This window comes from Micromonospora antibiotica (assembly GCF_017599305.1).
Lineage (GTDB): Bacteria > Actinomycetota > Actinomycetes > Mycobacteriales > Micromonosporaceae > Micromonospora > Micromonospora antibiotica.
Window position 1 is genome coordinate 134,779 of record NZ_JAGFWR010000009.1, and the last position, 14,372, is coordinate 149,150.

13 protein-coding genes are annotated in these 14,372 nt (G+C 73.1%); 6 read left to right on the forward strand and 7 right to left on the reverse strand.

Annotation, left to right across the window (positions count from 1 at the left end; genetic code table 11):
* Positions 1 to 87 precede the first annotated feature (87 nt).
* The gene (locus JQN83_RS17795) at positions 88 to 663 is read left to right on the forward strand and encodes a Uma2 family endonuclease (RefSeq protein ID WP_208568250.1); all 576 of its coding nucleotides are present in this window, start codon (positions 88 to 90) and stop codon (positions 661 to 663) included.
* On the opposite strand, the gene JQN83_RS17800 is transcribed toward JQN83_RS17795, so the two are convergent.
* A complete protein-coding gene (locus JQN83_RS17800) occupies positions 644 to 1,066 on the reverse strand; it encodes an ester cyclase (protein WP_208568251.1) in 423 nt (140 codons plus the stop codon). The two genes, JQN83_RS17795 and JQN83_RS17800, sit on opposite strands and share 20 nt — an antisense overlap.
* A gap of 96 nt (positions 1,067 to 1,162) precedes the next feature.
* Between JQN83_RS17800 and JQN83_RS17805 the strand changes: the two genes are divergently transcribed.
* Both JQN83_RS17805 and JQN83_RS17810 read left to right on the forward strand, forming a co-directional pair.
* A complete protein-coding gene (locus JQN83_RS17805) occupies positions 1,163 to 2,209 on the forward strand; it encodes a glutathione S-transferase family protein (protein WP_208568252.1) in 1,047 nt (348 codons plus the stop codon).
* Positions 2,210 to 2,560: 351 nt separating this feature from the next.
* Positions 2,561 to 3,877: a S8 family peptidase gene (locus tag JQN83_RS17810; RefSeq protein ID WP_208568253.1), complete on the forward strand. Its 1,317-nt coding sequence runs from the start codon at positions 2,561 to 2,563 to the stop codon at positions 3,875 to 3,877.
* Between the two features lie 49 nt (positions 3,878 to 3,926).
* On the opposite strand, the gene nuoH is transcribed toward JQN83_RS17810, so the two are convergent.
* Together nuoH and JQN83_RS17820 are read right to left on the reverse strand one after the other, a co-directional pair.
* Positions 3,927 to 4,892 carry an NADH-quinone oxidoreductase subunit NuoH gene (gene nuoH, locus JQN83_RS17815; protein WP_208568254.1) on the reverse strand — a complete coding sequence of 322 codons (966 nt, stop codon included), beginning with the start codon at positions 4,890 to 4,892 and terminating at the stop codon, positions 3,927 to 3,929.
* Complete coding sequence (locus JQN83_RS17820) at positions 4,892 to 5,698, reverse strand: NADH-quinone oxidoreductase subunit C (protein WP_208568255.1); 807 nt, start codon at positions 5,696 to 5,698, stop codon at positions 4,892 to 4,894. Before JQN83_RS17820 ends, nuoH begins: the two co-directional genes overlap by 1 nt.
* A 232-nt stretch (positions 5,699 to 5,930) precedes the next feature.
* On the opposite strand from JQN83_RS17820, the gene JQN83_RS17825 reads away from it, so the two are divergent.
* Positions 5,931 to 6,977, forward strand: a complete 1,047-nt coding sequence (locus JQN83_RS17825; protein WP_208568256.1) for a glucose 1-dehydrogenase — start codon at positions 5,931 to 5,933, stop codon at positions 6,975 to 6,977.
* Positions 6,978 to 6,993: 16 nt separating this feature from the next.
* Here the strand turns inward: JQN83_RS17825 and JQN83_RS17830 are convergent, their stop codons facing one another.
* A complete protein-coding gene (locus JQN83_RS17830) occupies positions 6,994 to 8,310 on the reverse strand; it encodes a DUF2252 domain-containing protein (protein WP_208568257.1) in 1,317 nt (438 codons plus the stop codon).
* 354 nt (positions 8,311 to 8,664) lie between these two features.
* Entirely contained in the window at positions 8,665 to 9,252 is a 588-nt protein-coding gene (locus tag JQN83_RS17835; protein ID WP_208568258.1) for an NADH-quinone oxidoreductase subunit B, read from the reverse strand.
* 182 nt (positions 9,253 to 9,434) lie between these two features.
* On the opposite strand from JQN83_RS17835, the gene JQN83_RS17840 reads away from it, so the two are divergent.
* Together JQN83_RS17840 and JQN83_RS17845 are read left to right on the forward strand one after the other, a co-directional pair.
* Positions 9,435 to 9,983, forward strand: coding sequence for a SigE family RNA polymerase sigma factor (locus JQN83_RS17840; RefSeq protein WP_208568259.1), 549 nt, complete (start codon positions 9,435 to 9,437; stop codon positions 9,981 to 9,983).
* Complete coding sequence (locus tag JQN83_RS17845) at positions 9,976 to 11,178, forward strand: hypothetical protein (protein ID WP_208568260.1); 1,203 nt, start codon at positions 9,976 to 9,978, stop codon at positions 11,176 to 11,178. Before JQN83_RS17840 ends, JQN83_RS17845 begins: the two co-directional genes overlap by 8 nt.
* Before the next feature lie 206 nt (positions 11,179 to 11,384).
* Here the strand turns inward: JQN83_RS17845 and JQN83_RS17850 are convergent, their stop codons facing one another.
* The gene (locus JQN83_RS17850; protein WP_208568261.1) at positions 11,385 to 12,833 is read right to left on the reverse strand and encodes a pyridoxal phosphate-dependent decarboxylase family protein; all 1,449 of its coding nucleotides are present in this window, start codon (positions 12,831 to 12,833) and stop codon (positions 11,385 to 11,387) included.
* A complete protein-coding gene (locus JQN83_RS17855; protein ID WP_372444062.1) occupies positions 12,830 to 14,338 on the reverse strand; it encodes an MFS transporter in 1,509 nt (502 codons plus the stop codon). Before JQN83_RS17855 ends, JQN83_RS17850 begins: the two co-directional genes overlap by 4 nt.
* Positions 14,339 to 14,372 lie beyond the last annotated feature (34 nt).

Consider the following 14,372-nt stretch of genomic DNA (forward strand, 5'->3'; position numbering starts at 1 on the left):
TGGCCACGGCGCGCGCGACCACCACCCGGGGTTTGCCGGCGCTACCCTGACGGACGGGGAGAACGACGCACCGGGAAGGACCGACCGATGACTGCTGCGTTGCAGAGCGACCATCCGCCCGAGGGCGGTTGGACGACCGACGATCTGGACGCACTGCCCGAGGACGGCCGCCGCCGCGAACTTCTCGATGGAGTGCTGATCGTGTCCCCCTCCCCCACCCGTGTCCACCAGACCATCGCGATGCGACTCGGCGTCGCACTCGAAGAGGACTGCCCCGACTACTACGACGTGACCCAGGCGGTTGAGGTACGCATCAACCGGACCCGCTCCTTCATCCCCGACGTGCTGGTGACCACGTCCACCGCCGCAGCCCGCGAACCGTCCCGCTACGAGGCGCACGAGGTGGTGCTGGCCGTCGAGATCGTCTCCCCCAGCACCCGGTCCATCGACCGGGTGCTGAAGCCGACCCTCTACGCGCAGGCCGGCATCCCGTTCTACTGGCGGATCGAGGTGGAGGACGACGGCCTGGTCGTGCACACCTACAAGATCGACGCGGTGAACGAGGTCTACCTGGAGACCGGGCGGTGGACGAAGTTCGTCGACACCGGTGAGCCGTTCCCGGTGAACCTGTCGATCGACCGGATCACGCCCCGGCGTCGGTGAGCGGCGGCAGCATCTCCACACCCAACTGTTGCAACAGTTGGAACAGTTCGTTGACGCTCCACACGTCGACGATCCGGCCGGCGGCGTCGAACCGCAGGAACGTCGCCCCGGAATAGCTGACCACCTGCCCGGTCGGCGGCACCGGGCCGAACTGTCCCGCCTGGGTGCCGGCGGCCCGCCAGCGCAGCGCCACCCGGTCCCCGGTCGCCACCACGTCCACCAGTTTGTAGCGCAGGTCGGGGAAGGCGGCCCGGCGGTCCCGGTGCCAGGCCAGCACCGCCGCCGGGCCGGTGCCACCCAGCCCCGGGCACTCCTGCGCCACCAGCTCGTGCGCCGACTCCTCGTGGCCGGCGTTCCACACGTCGGACACGAACCGTCGGGCCACCGCCGCCACGTCGATCATGCGAACAGCCTAGGCGGACCGGCCCGGACGCCGTTGTGCTGCCCCGGGACGGAAGAACCGCCATGATGGGAGCCGAAGCGGACGAAGGGCGACACCATGGCGGAGAGCAACGGCACGACGGCGACCCAGAGCGGCGGCAAGTACGTCGAGCCGGGCGGCGAGTTCACCCGGGACCAGCGTTACATCGCCACCCGGATCACCGTCGACGGGCGGGACGGCTACCCGGTCGAGCCGGGACGCTACCGGCTGGTGGTCAGCCGGGCCTGCCCGTGGGCCAACCGCATGATCATCGTACGGCGGCTGCTCGGGCTGGAGGAGGCGCTGCCCATGGCGGTGGCCGGGCCCACCCACGACGCCCGGAGCTGGACGTTCGACCTGGACCCGGGCGGGCGGGACCCGGTGCTCGGCATCGAACGACTCGCCGACGCGTTCTTCGCCCGGTACCCCGGGTACGACCGGGGGATCACCGTGCCGGCGATCGTCGACGTGCCGACCGGGCAGGTGGTCACCAACGACTACGCGCAGATGACCCTGGACCTGTCCAGCGAGTGGACGGCACACCACCGCGAGGGCGCCCCGCAGCTCTACCCGGAGCACCTACGGGCCGAGATCGACGAGGTCAACAAGGTCGTCTTCGCCGACGTCAACAACGGGGTGTACCGGTGCGGCTTCGCCGGCTCGCAGGAGGCGTACGACAAGGCGTACCGACGGTTGTTCGACCGGCTGGACTGGCTCAGCGACCGGCTCGCCGACCAGCGCTACCTGGTCGGGGACACCATCACCGAAGCCGACGTGCGGCTGTTCACCACGCTGGTCCGCTTCGACCCGGTCTATCACGGCCACTTCAAGTGCAACCGGCAGAAGCTCAGCGAGATGCCGGTGCTGTGGGCGTACGCCCGGGACCTGTTCACCACCCCCGGCTTCGGCGACACCATCGACTTCGACCACATCAAGCGGCACTACTACGAGGTGCACCGCGACATCAACCCGACCGGGGTGGTGCCGCTGGGCCCGGACCTGGTCAACTGGCTCAGCCCGCACGGGCGGGAGGCGCTCGGCGGCCGGCCGTTCGGCGACGGCACTCCCCCGCCGCCCCCGCTGCCGGCCGAGCAGGTGCCGCCGGAGCACACCCCCATCGGCTGAGCCACCACCGACCACGCGCCCCTGCCCGGCCCGCCGGGCAGGGGCGCGCTGCACGTCACCCGGGCACCGCACCACCTTGCCGCACTCCCGCACCGCGCCCCCGCACCGCGCCACCGCGCGCCCCGGGCACCGTGGTGGCGCGCGCCAAGGGCACCGTGCTGACGTGCCCGGAGGTGCCGAAGTCACCGTCGATTACGGACACTGAGAGCTGTCCCACATTCACCTTCAGTGTCCAAGAGTTAACACGATGGTCAATATGACCTGTTCGACTAGGGGTGTCCGTCGCCGCAACTTCCGTCGACGGCGGGCTGCCAGTCCACTACGGACTCCCCTCTTGAGGAGGATCAAGCCTTGCGCAAGCTGGGTAGCAGGACCGCACGTCTGGGCGTACTCGCCGGTGTTCTCGCCGGCGCGCTCGCCACCACCACCAACGCCGCCGTCGCGGCCCCGGCCACCCCCGGCCCGGGGCGGACCGCACCCGCGCCGCTGCTGGCCGGCAGCGCGGAAGCCGCACCGGACCGGTACATCGTCGTCCTCTCCGACAAGCCGGTCAGCAGCGAGCGCACCGCCCGCCTCGCCCGCACCACCCAGTCGGCAGCCGTCGCCGAGCGGGCCGGCGGCACCGTGCTGAACCGCTACACCCAGGTCCTCGACGGGTACGCGGCCGTGCTGCCGCCGGCCGCCCTCGCCGCCGTCCGCAACGACCCGGCCGTGCAGTACGTCGAGCGGGACACCCGCATCCAGGGCGGGCTGACCAGCACCACCCCGGACCGGACCGGCCCGACGACGGCCCGCGCCGAGCGGGCCCAGGCCGGCGGCGTGTCCGTCCAGGCCGTGCAGAGCAACCCGCCGTCGTGGGGACTGGACCGCATCGACCAGCGCAACCTGCCGCTGAGCAACAGCTTCGGCTACACCTCGACCGGTTCCGGGGTGACCGCCTACATCGTCGACTCCGGCATCCGGGCCACCCACGTCGACTTCGGCACCCGGGCCGCCGGGGTCTACGACGCGGTCGGCGACGGCAACGGCACCAACGACTGCCACGGCCACGGCACGCACGTCGCCGGCACCATCGGCGGCACCACCTACGGGGTCGCCAAGTCGGTGACCCTCCGCGCGGTCCGGGTCCTCCAGTGCGACAACTCCGGGTGGAGCACCGACCTGATCGAGGGCGTCGACTGGCTGGCCACCAACCACGCGGCCGTCTCGGTGGCGAACTTCAGCCTCCAGGGCTACGGCACCTCCGCGAACACCTCGATCGAGAACCTGATCGACCACGGGGTGTACCCGGTGTTCATCGCCAACAACTTCAACACCGACGCCTGCACCAACGGCCCCCGGTCCACCCGGGGCATCACCGTCGCGGCGACCGACATCAGCGACAACCGGGCGTCGTTCTCCAGCTACGGGACCTGCGTCGACATCTTCGCCCCGGGGGTGGACATCACCTCCGCCGGTATCGCCTCGAACACCGCAGTGGCCAGCGGCTGGTCCGGCACCTCGATGGCGGCCCCGCACGTCACCGGTTGGCTGGCCCGCTACCGGCAGACCAACCCGTCGGCGACCCTCGCCACCGCCAAGAGCGCCCTGATCAGCGCCGCCAGCACCGGCAAGGTGGTCAACCCGGGGGTCGGCTCCCCGAACCGTCTGCTCTACGCCGCGCCGTGAGCGTGCCGGAGGGCCCCGGGGAGTGTCCCGGGGCCCTCCGGGCCGGCGCTCAGTTCAGGGTGAGCCGTACGGCGGTGGTGAGGACCAGTTGGGCCAGCGCGGCCGGCACCAGGACCAGCCAGCACAGCCGCTGGAGCTGGTCCTCGCGCAGCCGGGGGAACGACACCCGCAGCCAGATGATCACGAACGACACGGCGAAGACCTTCAGCAGGGTCCACAGCCACCCGAGCTGGGCGTCGGCGAACGGGCCCTGCCAGCCACCGAGGAACAGCACGGTGGTCAGCGCGGCGATCACCACGATCCCGACGTACTCGGCGAGCAGGAAGAACGCGAACCGCAGCCCGGTGTACTCGGTCATGTAGCCGAACACCAGCTCGGAGTCGGCAACCGGCATGTCGAACGGGGGCCGTCGGATCTCGGCCAGCCCGGCCACGAAGAACACGATCATCGCGGGGGCCTGCCAGAGCAGCCACCACGGCTGCCACGCCTCGACGATCCCGCCGAGGCTCAACGTCCCGGCCGCCATCGCCACCGAGGCGGCGGCCAGCACCAACGGCAGCTCGTAGCCGAGCAGCTGGGCCGCCCCGCGCAACCCACCGAGCAGGCTGTACTTGTTGGCCGAAGCCCACGCCGACATCAGCACCGCCACCACGCCGACGCCGACCACCGCCAGGACGAAGAACAGGCCGATGTCCAGCGGCTGCCCGACCAGGTCGTCCGGGCCGAGCGGGATCACCAGCAACACCAGCAGGTAGGGCACCAGGGCCACCACCGGCGCCAGCCGGAACACCGCCCGGTCCGCCTCCCGCGGGGTGATGTCCTCCTTCTGGACGAACTTGATCCCGTCGGCCACGAGCTGCGCCCACCCGTGGAAGCCACCGGCGTACATCGGACCGAGCCGGCCCTGCATGTGCGCCATCACCTTGTGTTCGGCCTGGCCGACGATCAGTGGCAGGGTGAGGAACGCGACCAGCACCCCGCCGATCCGGATCACCAGCTCCAACCAGGTCGGCATCAGTCCGTACCCTGCTCGTCGCCACCCTGGTCACCGCGCACCGGGCCGTCGCCGGCCGGGCCGTCGGGGGCCGGGCCTCCGGTTGCCGGCGGGGCGTCGCCGGTCGCGCCGGAGGCGGGGGTACGCGGCGGACGGGCCCCCGCAGCGGGCCGGGCCGGACGGTCCCTGGGCGGGCGGGCCGGGGCGCCGCCGCGCGGCCCGTCGCCCACCGTCACCGGACCGGCCGGGGCGGGCACCACACCCCACTCCCCCGGGGCGGGCACCCCGGGTGGACGGACCGCCCGGCGACCACCACCGGCCTCGGACTCACCCGGTTCCTTCGCACCCGGCCACGGTTTCGCCACCCGGGAGGCGAGCACGAACTCCTTACGCAGCGGATGCCCCTCGAACTCGGGGGGCAGCAGCAGCGGGGCCAGCCCCCGGTGGCCGGCGAAATCGACACCGAACATCTCGTGGGTCTCCCGCTCGTGCCAGGCCGCGCCCGGGAAGACGTCGACCACCGATCCCACCGTCGGCGTCTGCCGTGGCACCCGGGTCCGCAGCAGCACGCCGTGGCGGTGCCGGGTCGACCACAGGTGGGCCACGATGTCGAAGCCGCCGGCCAGCTCGTCGACGGCGGAGAGCCAGTCGAAGAAGTCGCAGGCCAGCTCGGCGTCGTCGCGGACCGCGCGGAGGGAGTCCGGCCAGGCCGCCGGGGGTACGTCGACGGTGGCCCGGGCGTGGGCCTGCCCGCCGGACACCGACGCGGTCGCCTCGACCGGCGTGAGCAGCGCGACCACCCGCCGACCGACCTCTTCCGGAGTCATGCGGTTGATCCTATGGCCGCCGCCCCGACGCCGGGCCCGCCCTCCCGGTCGTACGCGCCCGGCGGACACCTGGATGAGGTGAACGGACAGCCTTCCGCCGTGTCGCGGATCAACCCGGACGATCCGTCCGGCGCTGTGCGGGGCGGGCGTTCGGGGCTGTGCCGGGCGGGGGCGGGGCGGGCATCTGGCGCTTTGCCGGGCGGGGCGGGACGGGACGGGGAAAGATGGGGCCGTGCGCGCTGTGACGGTGACTCCCAAGGTCCGTGACTCGCTACGGCTGGTACAGGACTGGCCGGAGCCGGCAGCCGAAGAGGGGGTCATCCTGGTCGAGGCGCTCGCCGTGGGCATCTGCGGCACCGACCAGGAGATCATCGCCGGGCACTACGGCGAGGCCCCACCCGGCCAGCGGGAGCTGGTGCTCGGCCACGAGTCGCTCGGCCGGGTGCTGGAAGACCCGTCCGGCACCCTGCAACCCGGTGACCTCGTGGCCGGCATCGTCCGCCACCCCGATCCGGTGCCCTGCCCCAACTGCGCCGTCGACGAGTGGGACATGTGCCGCAACGGCCGGTACACCGAGCACGGGATCAAGGCGCTGCCCGGCTTCGCCCGGGACAGGTGGCGGGTGCAACCCAAGTTCGCCATCGGGCTGGACCCGGTCCTCGCTCCGGTGGGCATGCTGCTGGAACCGACCAGCGTGGTGGCGAAAGCGTGGGACCACATCGGGCGGATCGGCACCCGGGCCAGGTGGGAACCGCAGACCGCGCTGATCACCGGTGCCGGGCCGATCGGGCTGCTGGCGGCTCTGCTGGCCGTCCAGCGGGGGCTGTCGGTGCACGTGCTGGACCGCAGCACCACCGGCCCGAAACCGGACCTGGTCCGGGCGCTCGGAGCGACCTACCACACGGAGTCGGTGAACGAGTTGGACGTCGAGCCGGACGTGGTGGTCGAGTGCACCGGAGCTCCGACGGTGGTGCTGGACGCCATGTGCAAGGTCGGCCCGACCGGGATCGTCTGCCTCACCGGGGTGTCCAGCGGGGGCCGGACCATCGACTTCGACGCCGGGGCCCTCAACCGGGAGCTGGTGCTGGAGAACAACGTGGTGTTCGGCTCGGTCAACGCCAACCGGCGGCACTGGGAACTGGCCGCCCAGGCGCTCGCCCGGGCCGACCAGTCGTGGCTGAACTCGCTGATCACCCGCCGGGTGCCGGTGTCGGCGTACGCACAGGCGTACGCCCACGCCGACGAGGACATCAAGGTGGTGCTGGAGTTCGACAGGTGAACCCCGACCGGCCGGCTCAGATGCCGGGGAGCCGGCCGTTGCGGAACAGGTCGACGAAGAGCTGGTGGTCGGTGCGGGCCCGGACGCCGTACGCGTGGGAGAACTCGACCAGGTGCCCGACGAAGCCGTCGGTGTCGTCGCCGATCGCCGCGACGATCGCCTCCTCGGTGGAGTAGTCGACCAGGTCGTGGCTGGACTCGTCGTCGGCGACCGAGTGCATCCGGGCCACCGCCCGACCCAGGTCGGCGAGCACCCCGGCCAGTTCCTCGGGCTCGTTGACGTCCGACCAGTCCAGGTCGGCGGCGTAGGGGGAGACCTCGGCGACGAGCTGACCGGCCCCGTCCAGCTCGGTGAAGCCCAACCACGGGTCGGCGTGCGCCTGCAACGCCCGTTGCGACTCGGCCGTCCGGTGACCCTGGTGCCGGAAGTAGCCCCGGACCCGCTCGTCGTCGACGTACCGGGCCACCGCCGGCACCTGCGCCTGCTTCATGTAGATGACCACGTCGTTCTCCAGGGCCTCGGTGTGCCCCTCCAGCAGCAGGTTGTACGACGGCAGCCCGGCCGAGCCGATGCCCACGCCCTTGCGTAGCACCACGTCCTTGATCTGGGTGGCGACCGGACGCAGCCGGGCCGTCGCCTCGGGCAGCGTGGCGAGGTAGCCGGTGAACGCGGCGCACACCCGCTCCCGGGTCTCCCCGTCGATCTCGTAGACCCCGTCGCCGAGGGAGAACCGCCGCTCGTAGTTGTCGACGGTGGTCTGCGCGGCCAGCAGGTCGACCCGGGTGTTCAGGCGGGCCTCCTGGAGCACCCGGCGCAACACCCCGTCGGCGTTGTCCAGGGTGATCGACCCGATCGCGTCGTCCCCACCGGCGGCGATCGCCCGCAACTCGGTCAGGTACGACCGGGCGAACCCGGTGACCAGCTCACCGATCGCCTGGTCGGACAGGGCCTTGGCGTAGCCGAGCAACGCCACGCTGGCGGCGAGTCGCTTCAGGTCCCAGGAGAACGGCCCGACGTACGCCTCGTCGAAGTCGTTGACGTTGAACACCAGGTGCCCGGAACCGTTCATGTAGGTGCCGAAGTTCTCGGCGTGCAGGTCGCCGTGGATCCACACCCGGCTGGTCTCCTTGTCGAGGAACGCGTCGTCGGCGAAGTCCCCACGCTGGTCGGCGTAGAACAGTGCGGCGCTGCCCCGGTAGAAGGCGAACGGTGACGCAGCCATCTTGCGGAACTTGCGGCGGAATGCCGCCGGATCGAGTGCCATCGACGCACCGAACTCCTCGGTCAACACGTCGACGATGAAGGCGGACCGCCGGTCCCCAGAGTCGTTCATGCCCCGCACGCTAACCCCCACCCACCACCCCCTGCCCCACTCTCCCCCCACCCTCACCCCCACCCCCGCCCCCACCCACCCTCGCCCCGGTGATCAAGAGGTTCGCGTCAATTCCGGCCGGGATGCTGACGCAAACCTCTTGATCACCGGAGAAAGCGGCGGCTGGGCGCAAGCCCGCACGCCCCGACGGGCAGGGATCCCGGAGAAAGTGACGGCTGGAGCACGGCCCGCGCGTCCGGACGGGTACGGGTCGGTGATCAAGAGGTTCGCGTCAAGAATCCGGGTGGAGATGGCGTAAAGCTCTTGATCACCGGGGCGAGGCGGAGGGGGCAGCGGGGGCGGGGGCAGAGGGGGTCAGGGGGTAGAGGGGGTGGGGGGGTGGATCAGGGGGGCGGTCAGGGAGTCGGCTGGGCGTGGGGGGGTTCCGTCGGAGGGGGTGACGTCGGCCAGGGGGGCGAGGGGGTCGGTGCGGTCGACGCCACCGATGCCGGACTGCTCGGCGGCGATCTTCTCCTGGAGGCGGAGGATGCCGTGCAGCAGCGCCTCGGGCCGGGGCGGGCAGCCGGGCACGTAGACGTCGACCGGGATGAGCTGGTCGACCCCCTTGGTCACCGAGTACGAGTCCCAGTACGGGCCGCCGCAGTTGGAGCAGGCCCCGAAGGAGATGACGTATTTCGGCTCGGGCATCTGGTCGTACAGCCGCTTGATCGCCGGGGCCATCTTGTCGGTGACCGTGCCGGAGACCACCATCAGGTCGGCCTGCCGGGGCCCGTGGGCGAACGGGATGACGCCGAGCCGGATGAAGTCGTGCCGGCCCATGCTGGTGGCGATGAACTCGATCGCGCAGCAGGCCAGGCCGAAGTTGAACACCCAGAGCGAGTAGCGGCGACCCCAGTTGAGGACGAACCGGATCGGCTCGCCGAGCACTGCCGGCAACTGCACGACCGCCTCCTCGTCCGGCCGGTCGACGACCGTTACGTCGCCGTGGCCGCTGCGCTGTCTCCCAACGGACAGTCAACCACAGCCGACGGACGCAACCCTGTGCGCAGGCAGCGGGCTCTTACCCGTGTGACGGCGGGCCGTGTCCCGGGGTGCGGGCCGTCGGGCGACCACGGGGAGGACGAGTGACGGTGACGAGAAGCGCGCGGGTCGGTGATCCACCACCGGACCCCCGGCCCGCAGCCCCGCAGCTGAGCTTCGACGGGTTCTACCATGCCCATTTCCGTGGGCTGGTCGTCCAGCTCACCGCCTACACCGGCGACCTCGGCCAGGCGCAGGACCTGGTGCAGGAGGCGTTCTGCCGGGCGTACGCGCGGTGGGACCGGGTGTCCGGCTACGACGACCCGCTGGCGTGGGTCCGCAAGGTCGCCTGGAACCTGGGCCACCACCGGTGGCGGCGGCTGCGGACCGCCCAGGCGTGGTTGTCCCGGCAACGGGAGACCCACGTGGCCGGACCGACACCGGACCGGGTCGCGGTCGACGTCGCGTTGGCGCAGCTGCCACCGAAGCAGCGCCGGGCGGTCGTCCTGCACTATCTGGCTGACATGTCGGTGAGTGAGATCGCCGCCCAGGAGCGGGTCGCCGAGGGAACGGTCAAGTCCTGGCTGCACCGGGGCCGGGCCGCCCTGGCCAGCCAACTGCGTGAGAGCACCGGGGAGGTGCGAGATGCCTGACCCGGAGATCCTCGATCCGACCGTGGAGTTCGCCCGCTACCGCCGTACCGTGCTGGCGGAGGTGGTGGTGCCCGGCCCGGCCGCGGTCCGGCGGACCGTGCGGTCGCGGCGCCGGCGCCGGTGGGCCGCGCTGGTCGCGGCGGTGCTGGCGTTGTTCACCGGACCGACCCTGGGGTACGTCGCACTGCACCGTCCGGAGCCCCGGCCCGGCCCGGTGCTGCCCGCACCCGAACCGACCGGTACGCCGACGCCGGGTGGACCGGTGACCCCGACCGGCAGCCCCACGCCGACCGGTGCGGCCCCGACGACGCCACCCGACGGCCGGATCGGCCGCAACGAACTGCTGGCCACCACGGTGACGCTGCCGGGGTGGCCGGCCGGGGCGCAGTGCCGCACCGGGGGCGTCCGGTTGACCGCGGACGGCCACGAGGGGCAGAACGCCCTCCTCGCCGTGGACCACGGTGACGTCGACGCCGACGGGGCGCAGGAGACGGTGGCGTTGGTGCAGTGTGTCTTCGGCACCCACGGTTGGCAGCAGGTGGTGGCCTTCGACCGGGACGTCGCCGGCCGGATCGTCACCGTCGGGCGGGTGGTCGTCAGCGCCCGGGAGCGGCCCCAGTGGTTGATCGGGATGCAGGTGCGCGGCGACGGGGTGGTCCGGGTGCAGGTCGGGGACATCTACCCGGGTGGCGGTTGGGCCGGCGAGTGGTCGCAGCGGCAGTGGCGCGGTTACCGCTGGGACGGCGGGTCCTTCCGCCAGGTCTCCGGGCCGACCGGTTTCCCGCCCAACCCGCACGAGGTGAATCTCGTGGTCACCGCCACCGACCTGGTGCTCGGCGTCGCACCGGACGGCTCCCGGGCCGGAAACACGACGGTGCGGGTCCGCAACACCGGCACCGGGCCGGCCCGGGCCGTGGCGCTCCGGTTCGACCTGCCGGTGGCGCTGCGCCCGGACGGCGACGGCTGGGCCGCCTGCCGGACCGCCCCGGCGACGACCGGCGGGCCGGTGCGCTGCGAGCTGGGCGCGCTGGCCCCCGGGGCCGAGTTCCGGCTGGTCCTGGGCCTACGGGTGGCGGCCGACGACCCGCTCGGCGCGGGCACGGCCGAGCTGACCGCGCAGGCGCTGGACGCCGGGCACCGGATCGTCGCGGAGGTCGTCGAATTCGACAACGTCACCCCGCTGCCCTACCGGTGACCGCCCGCCCGGGTCGCCCGGGGCCGCCTGTGCCCGCCCGGGGTCGCCCGTGCCCGCCCGGGGCCACCCCGGGCCGCCCGAGGCCACCCCGGGCCGCCCGAGGCCACCCCGGGTCGCCCGGGGCCGCCCGGGCTGCTCGGGGCCGCAGCAGACAGTGGGTGGACCGGAGTAGGTCCCGGGGCCGTCGGCGGCGGCCCCGGGACCGGTCACCAGGTGGGACGTTGCAGCAGGCCGACGAACTCCACCAGCAGGCATTCGCGCAACGCGGCGGGGGCGGCGTCGAGCAGGGTGTTCACCATCGCCATCCGGTCCGGCGGCCCGGCACCCAGCCCGAGGCCGGCGGCGAGCCCCCCGATCAGTTCCGGGGTGAGCGTCTGCGGGGTCAGCGATCCGGCCAGGGCGACCAGTTCGGCCGGCAGCTCGACCGGCCCGGCCTGGCGGGCGGCGGCCACCGCGGCGGCCAGGTCCGGGCCGAACTCGGCCCCCCGGGGGGCCACCGAGGCGGTCACCGTGAGGTGCACGCTGGCGGGCAGGTCGGCGTACCGCAGCTGGGGTTGGGTGTGCCAGCCCCGGGCGGTCAGCTCGTCGACCAGGACGAACAGGTCGAGTGCCGGGTCGGTGCCGGTGAAGCAGACCACGGTGGATTCCGGTTCGGCCATCAGCCGCAGCCCGTCGACCCCGCGTACGGCGGCGGCCAGGGTGCCGACCGCGTCCCGGGTGGTGGCGGCCAACCGCAGGTAGCCGTCGTCGCCGAGGTGCCGCAGCGTGGCGTACGCGGCGGCGATCGGGCCACCCGAGCGGGTCGAGGCGAGCACCGGATTGACCATGGTGTAGCCGGGCCAGTCGGCGTACGCGAAGAACTGCGGGGCGCGCAGCGTCGCGTCCCGGTGCATCAGCACCGACACCCCCTTCGGGGCGTACGCGTACTTGTGCAGGTCGACGGAGATCGAGGTGACCCCGTCGACGGTGAAGTCGAACGGTGGCACCGGCACGCCGAGGCGACGCAGGTAGGGCAGGGTCCAGCCGCCGAAGCAGGCGTCCACGTGGCAGCGCACCCCGGCCGCCGCCGCCACCTGCGCGATCCCGGCCACCGGGTCGATCACCCCGTGCGCGTACGACGGGGCGGAGCAGGCGACCAGCACCGTCTCCGGGCGGATCGCGGCGGCCACGTCGGCGACCGACGGGCGCAGGGTGACCGGGTCGACGGGAACCGTGTCCAGGGTGACCCGGAGCAGGTGGGCGGCCTTGGCGAAGGCGGCGTGCCCGCTGGCCGGCACCACGATCCGGGGTGCGGTCAGCTCCGGGCGGGCGTCCCGGGCGGCCTTGACGGCCAGGATCAGCGACTCGGTCCCGCCGCTGGTGACGCTGCCGACCACGTCCGGCGCGGCGCTGCCCGGTCCGCCACCGAGCAGACTGCCGGCCGCCCCGACGAGCCAGTTCTCCATCGCCAGCAGGGACGGAAAGGCGGTCGGATCGAGCCCGTTGACGTGGGCGCTCTCCGCGTGGGCCGCCGCCCCCAACGCGTCGAGCCCGCCGACACCAGGGTCGTACACATAGGCGAACAACCGCCCCCCGTGCACCGGCCGGTCCCCCGCCCGCAGCTGCCGAATCTCATCCAGCACCCGCTCCGCAGGCACCCCGTTCTTGTCGATCATGGACTTGTCGTGGCCTTTCCGTGGGTTTTCGCGGCTTTCGTCCCCGCCACAACTCCATGATCGACGAGGTGGGTGGGGGCGGGGGGTGGGGGTGGGGGGAGGTACGGGTGGGGGCGGAGGAGGAGGGTGGCGGGGGCGATGAGGAGGGCCGGGACGAGGGTGAAGCCCAGGAGGACGCCCAGGCGGGCGGTGGGGGTCTGGGGGGCGGCGGTGCCGGTGGCTGAGGAGACGTAGCCGGAGAGGGCCAGGACCAGGCCGTAGAGGCCGGGGCCGAGGGCCAGACCGAAGGTCTCGCCGGCGGTCCACAGGCCGGTGAAGACGCCGGCCTGTCGGCGACCGGTGCGCGCGGTCGAGGCGGCCACGCAGTCGGGCAGCAGCGCCAGCGCGAAGACCTGCTGCCCGGCGTACCCGACGCCGAGGAGCGCGACCACCGCGTAGACGGCGACGGCGGGCAGCACCGGCGCGGCCACCAGCGTCGCCGCACCGGCGGCCAGCAGCAGCGAGGCGGCGACCAGCGCGGTCTTCTTGCCCAGGCGCGTGCCGAGCCGGGTCCACAGCGGCATCACCAGCAACGCCGGCCCGACGAAGCAGGCGAACAGCACGGTGGGCCCGGTGGTCGGGTCGCGCAGGATCTGGGCCGCGAAGTAGCTGACCCCGGCCAGGATGGTCGCCACCCCGGCGGACTGGATCACGAAGCAGAGCAGCAGTGCCCGGAACGGCCGGGCCGCGGCGACCACCGCGAGTTGGGCGCGCAGCGTCGGCTCGGTGGCGGTCACCGTGCCGGTCGCCGCCGACCGGGTGCCGAGGAACGCGCCGAGCGCGCCGAGCGCGATCAGCGCGGCGACGAACACCCCCATCCAGCGGTGCCCGGCCACCCCCTCGCCACCGGCGGTCACCACCATCGGGGCCACCGCCCCGGAGATCAGGATGGCCAGCGCCAGCACCGCGACCCGCCAGCCCATCAGCCGGGTACGCTCCGCCGCGTCGTCGGTCAGCTCGGCGGGCATCGCCACGTACGGGACCTGGAAGAAGGCGAACGCGGTGGCGGTGGCGAGGAACACGACGGCCACGTACGCCCCGGCGGCCGGCCCGACGCCGAAGGGCGCGGCGAAGATGGCGGCGAAGAGCACCGCCAGGGCGATCCCGGCACCGAGCAGCCACGGCCGGCGTGGCCCCCACCGGGAGCGGGTCCGGTCGGAGATGCGCCCGGCGACCGGGTTGACCAGCACGTCCCATGCCTTGGGCAACAGCACCAGCAGGGCGGCCAGCCCGGCGGCCACCCCGAGCGTGTCGGTCAGGTAGGGCAGCAGCAGCAACCCGGGCACCGTGCCGAACGCCCCGGTGGCCAACGAGCCGAGCGCGTAGCCGGCATGCACCCGACGCGGCAACCCGACCCCGTCGGCACCGGCTGACCGGGCCGACCCGCCGGCCGACGCGGACACCCCGGCAGCCGACGCGGACAGGCCGCCGGCCGACGCAGATACCCCGCCGGCCGACGCGGACACCCCGCCGGCCGACGCGGGCAGGCCGGCAGCCGAC

Bases quoted from the DNA above. Each gene is read 5' to 3' on its own strand.
- JQN83_RS17795 (WP_208568250.1), top strand. From the start codon at position 88: ATGACTGCTGCGTTGCAGAGCGACCATCCGCCCGAGGGCGGTTGGACG.
- JQN83_RS17800 (WP_208568251.1), bottom strand. From the start codon at position 1,066: ATGATCGACGTGGCGGCGGTGGCCCGACGGTTCGTGTCCGACGTGTGG.
- JQN83_RS17805 (WP_208568252.1), top strand. From the start codon at position 1,163: ATGGCGGAGAGCAACGGCACGACGGCGACCCAGAGCGGCGGCAAGTAC.
- nuoH (WP_208568254.1), bottom strand. From the start codon at position 4,892: ATGCCGACCTGGTTGGAGCTGGTGATCCGGATCGGCGGGGTGCTGGTC.
- JQN83_RS17820 (WP_208568255.1), bottom strand. From the start codon at position 5,698: ATGACTCCGGAAGAGGTCGGTCGGCGGGTGGTCGCGCTGCTCACGCCG.
- JQN83_RS17830 (WP_208568257.1), bottom strand. From the start codon at position 8,310: ATGAACGACTCTGGGGACCGGCGGTCCGCCTTCATCGTCGACGTGTTG.
- JQN83_RS17845 (WP_208568260.1), top strand. From the start codon at position 9,976: ATGCCTGACCCGGAGATCCTCGATCCGACCGTGGAGTTCGCCCGCTAC.
- JQN83_RS17850 (WP_208568261.1), bottom strand. From the start codon at position 12,833: ATGATCGACAAGAACGGGGTGCCTGCGGAGCGGGTGCTGGATGAGATT.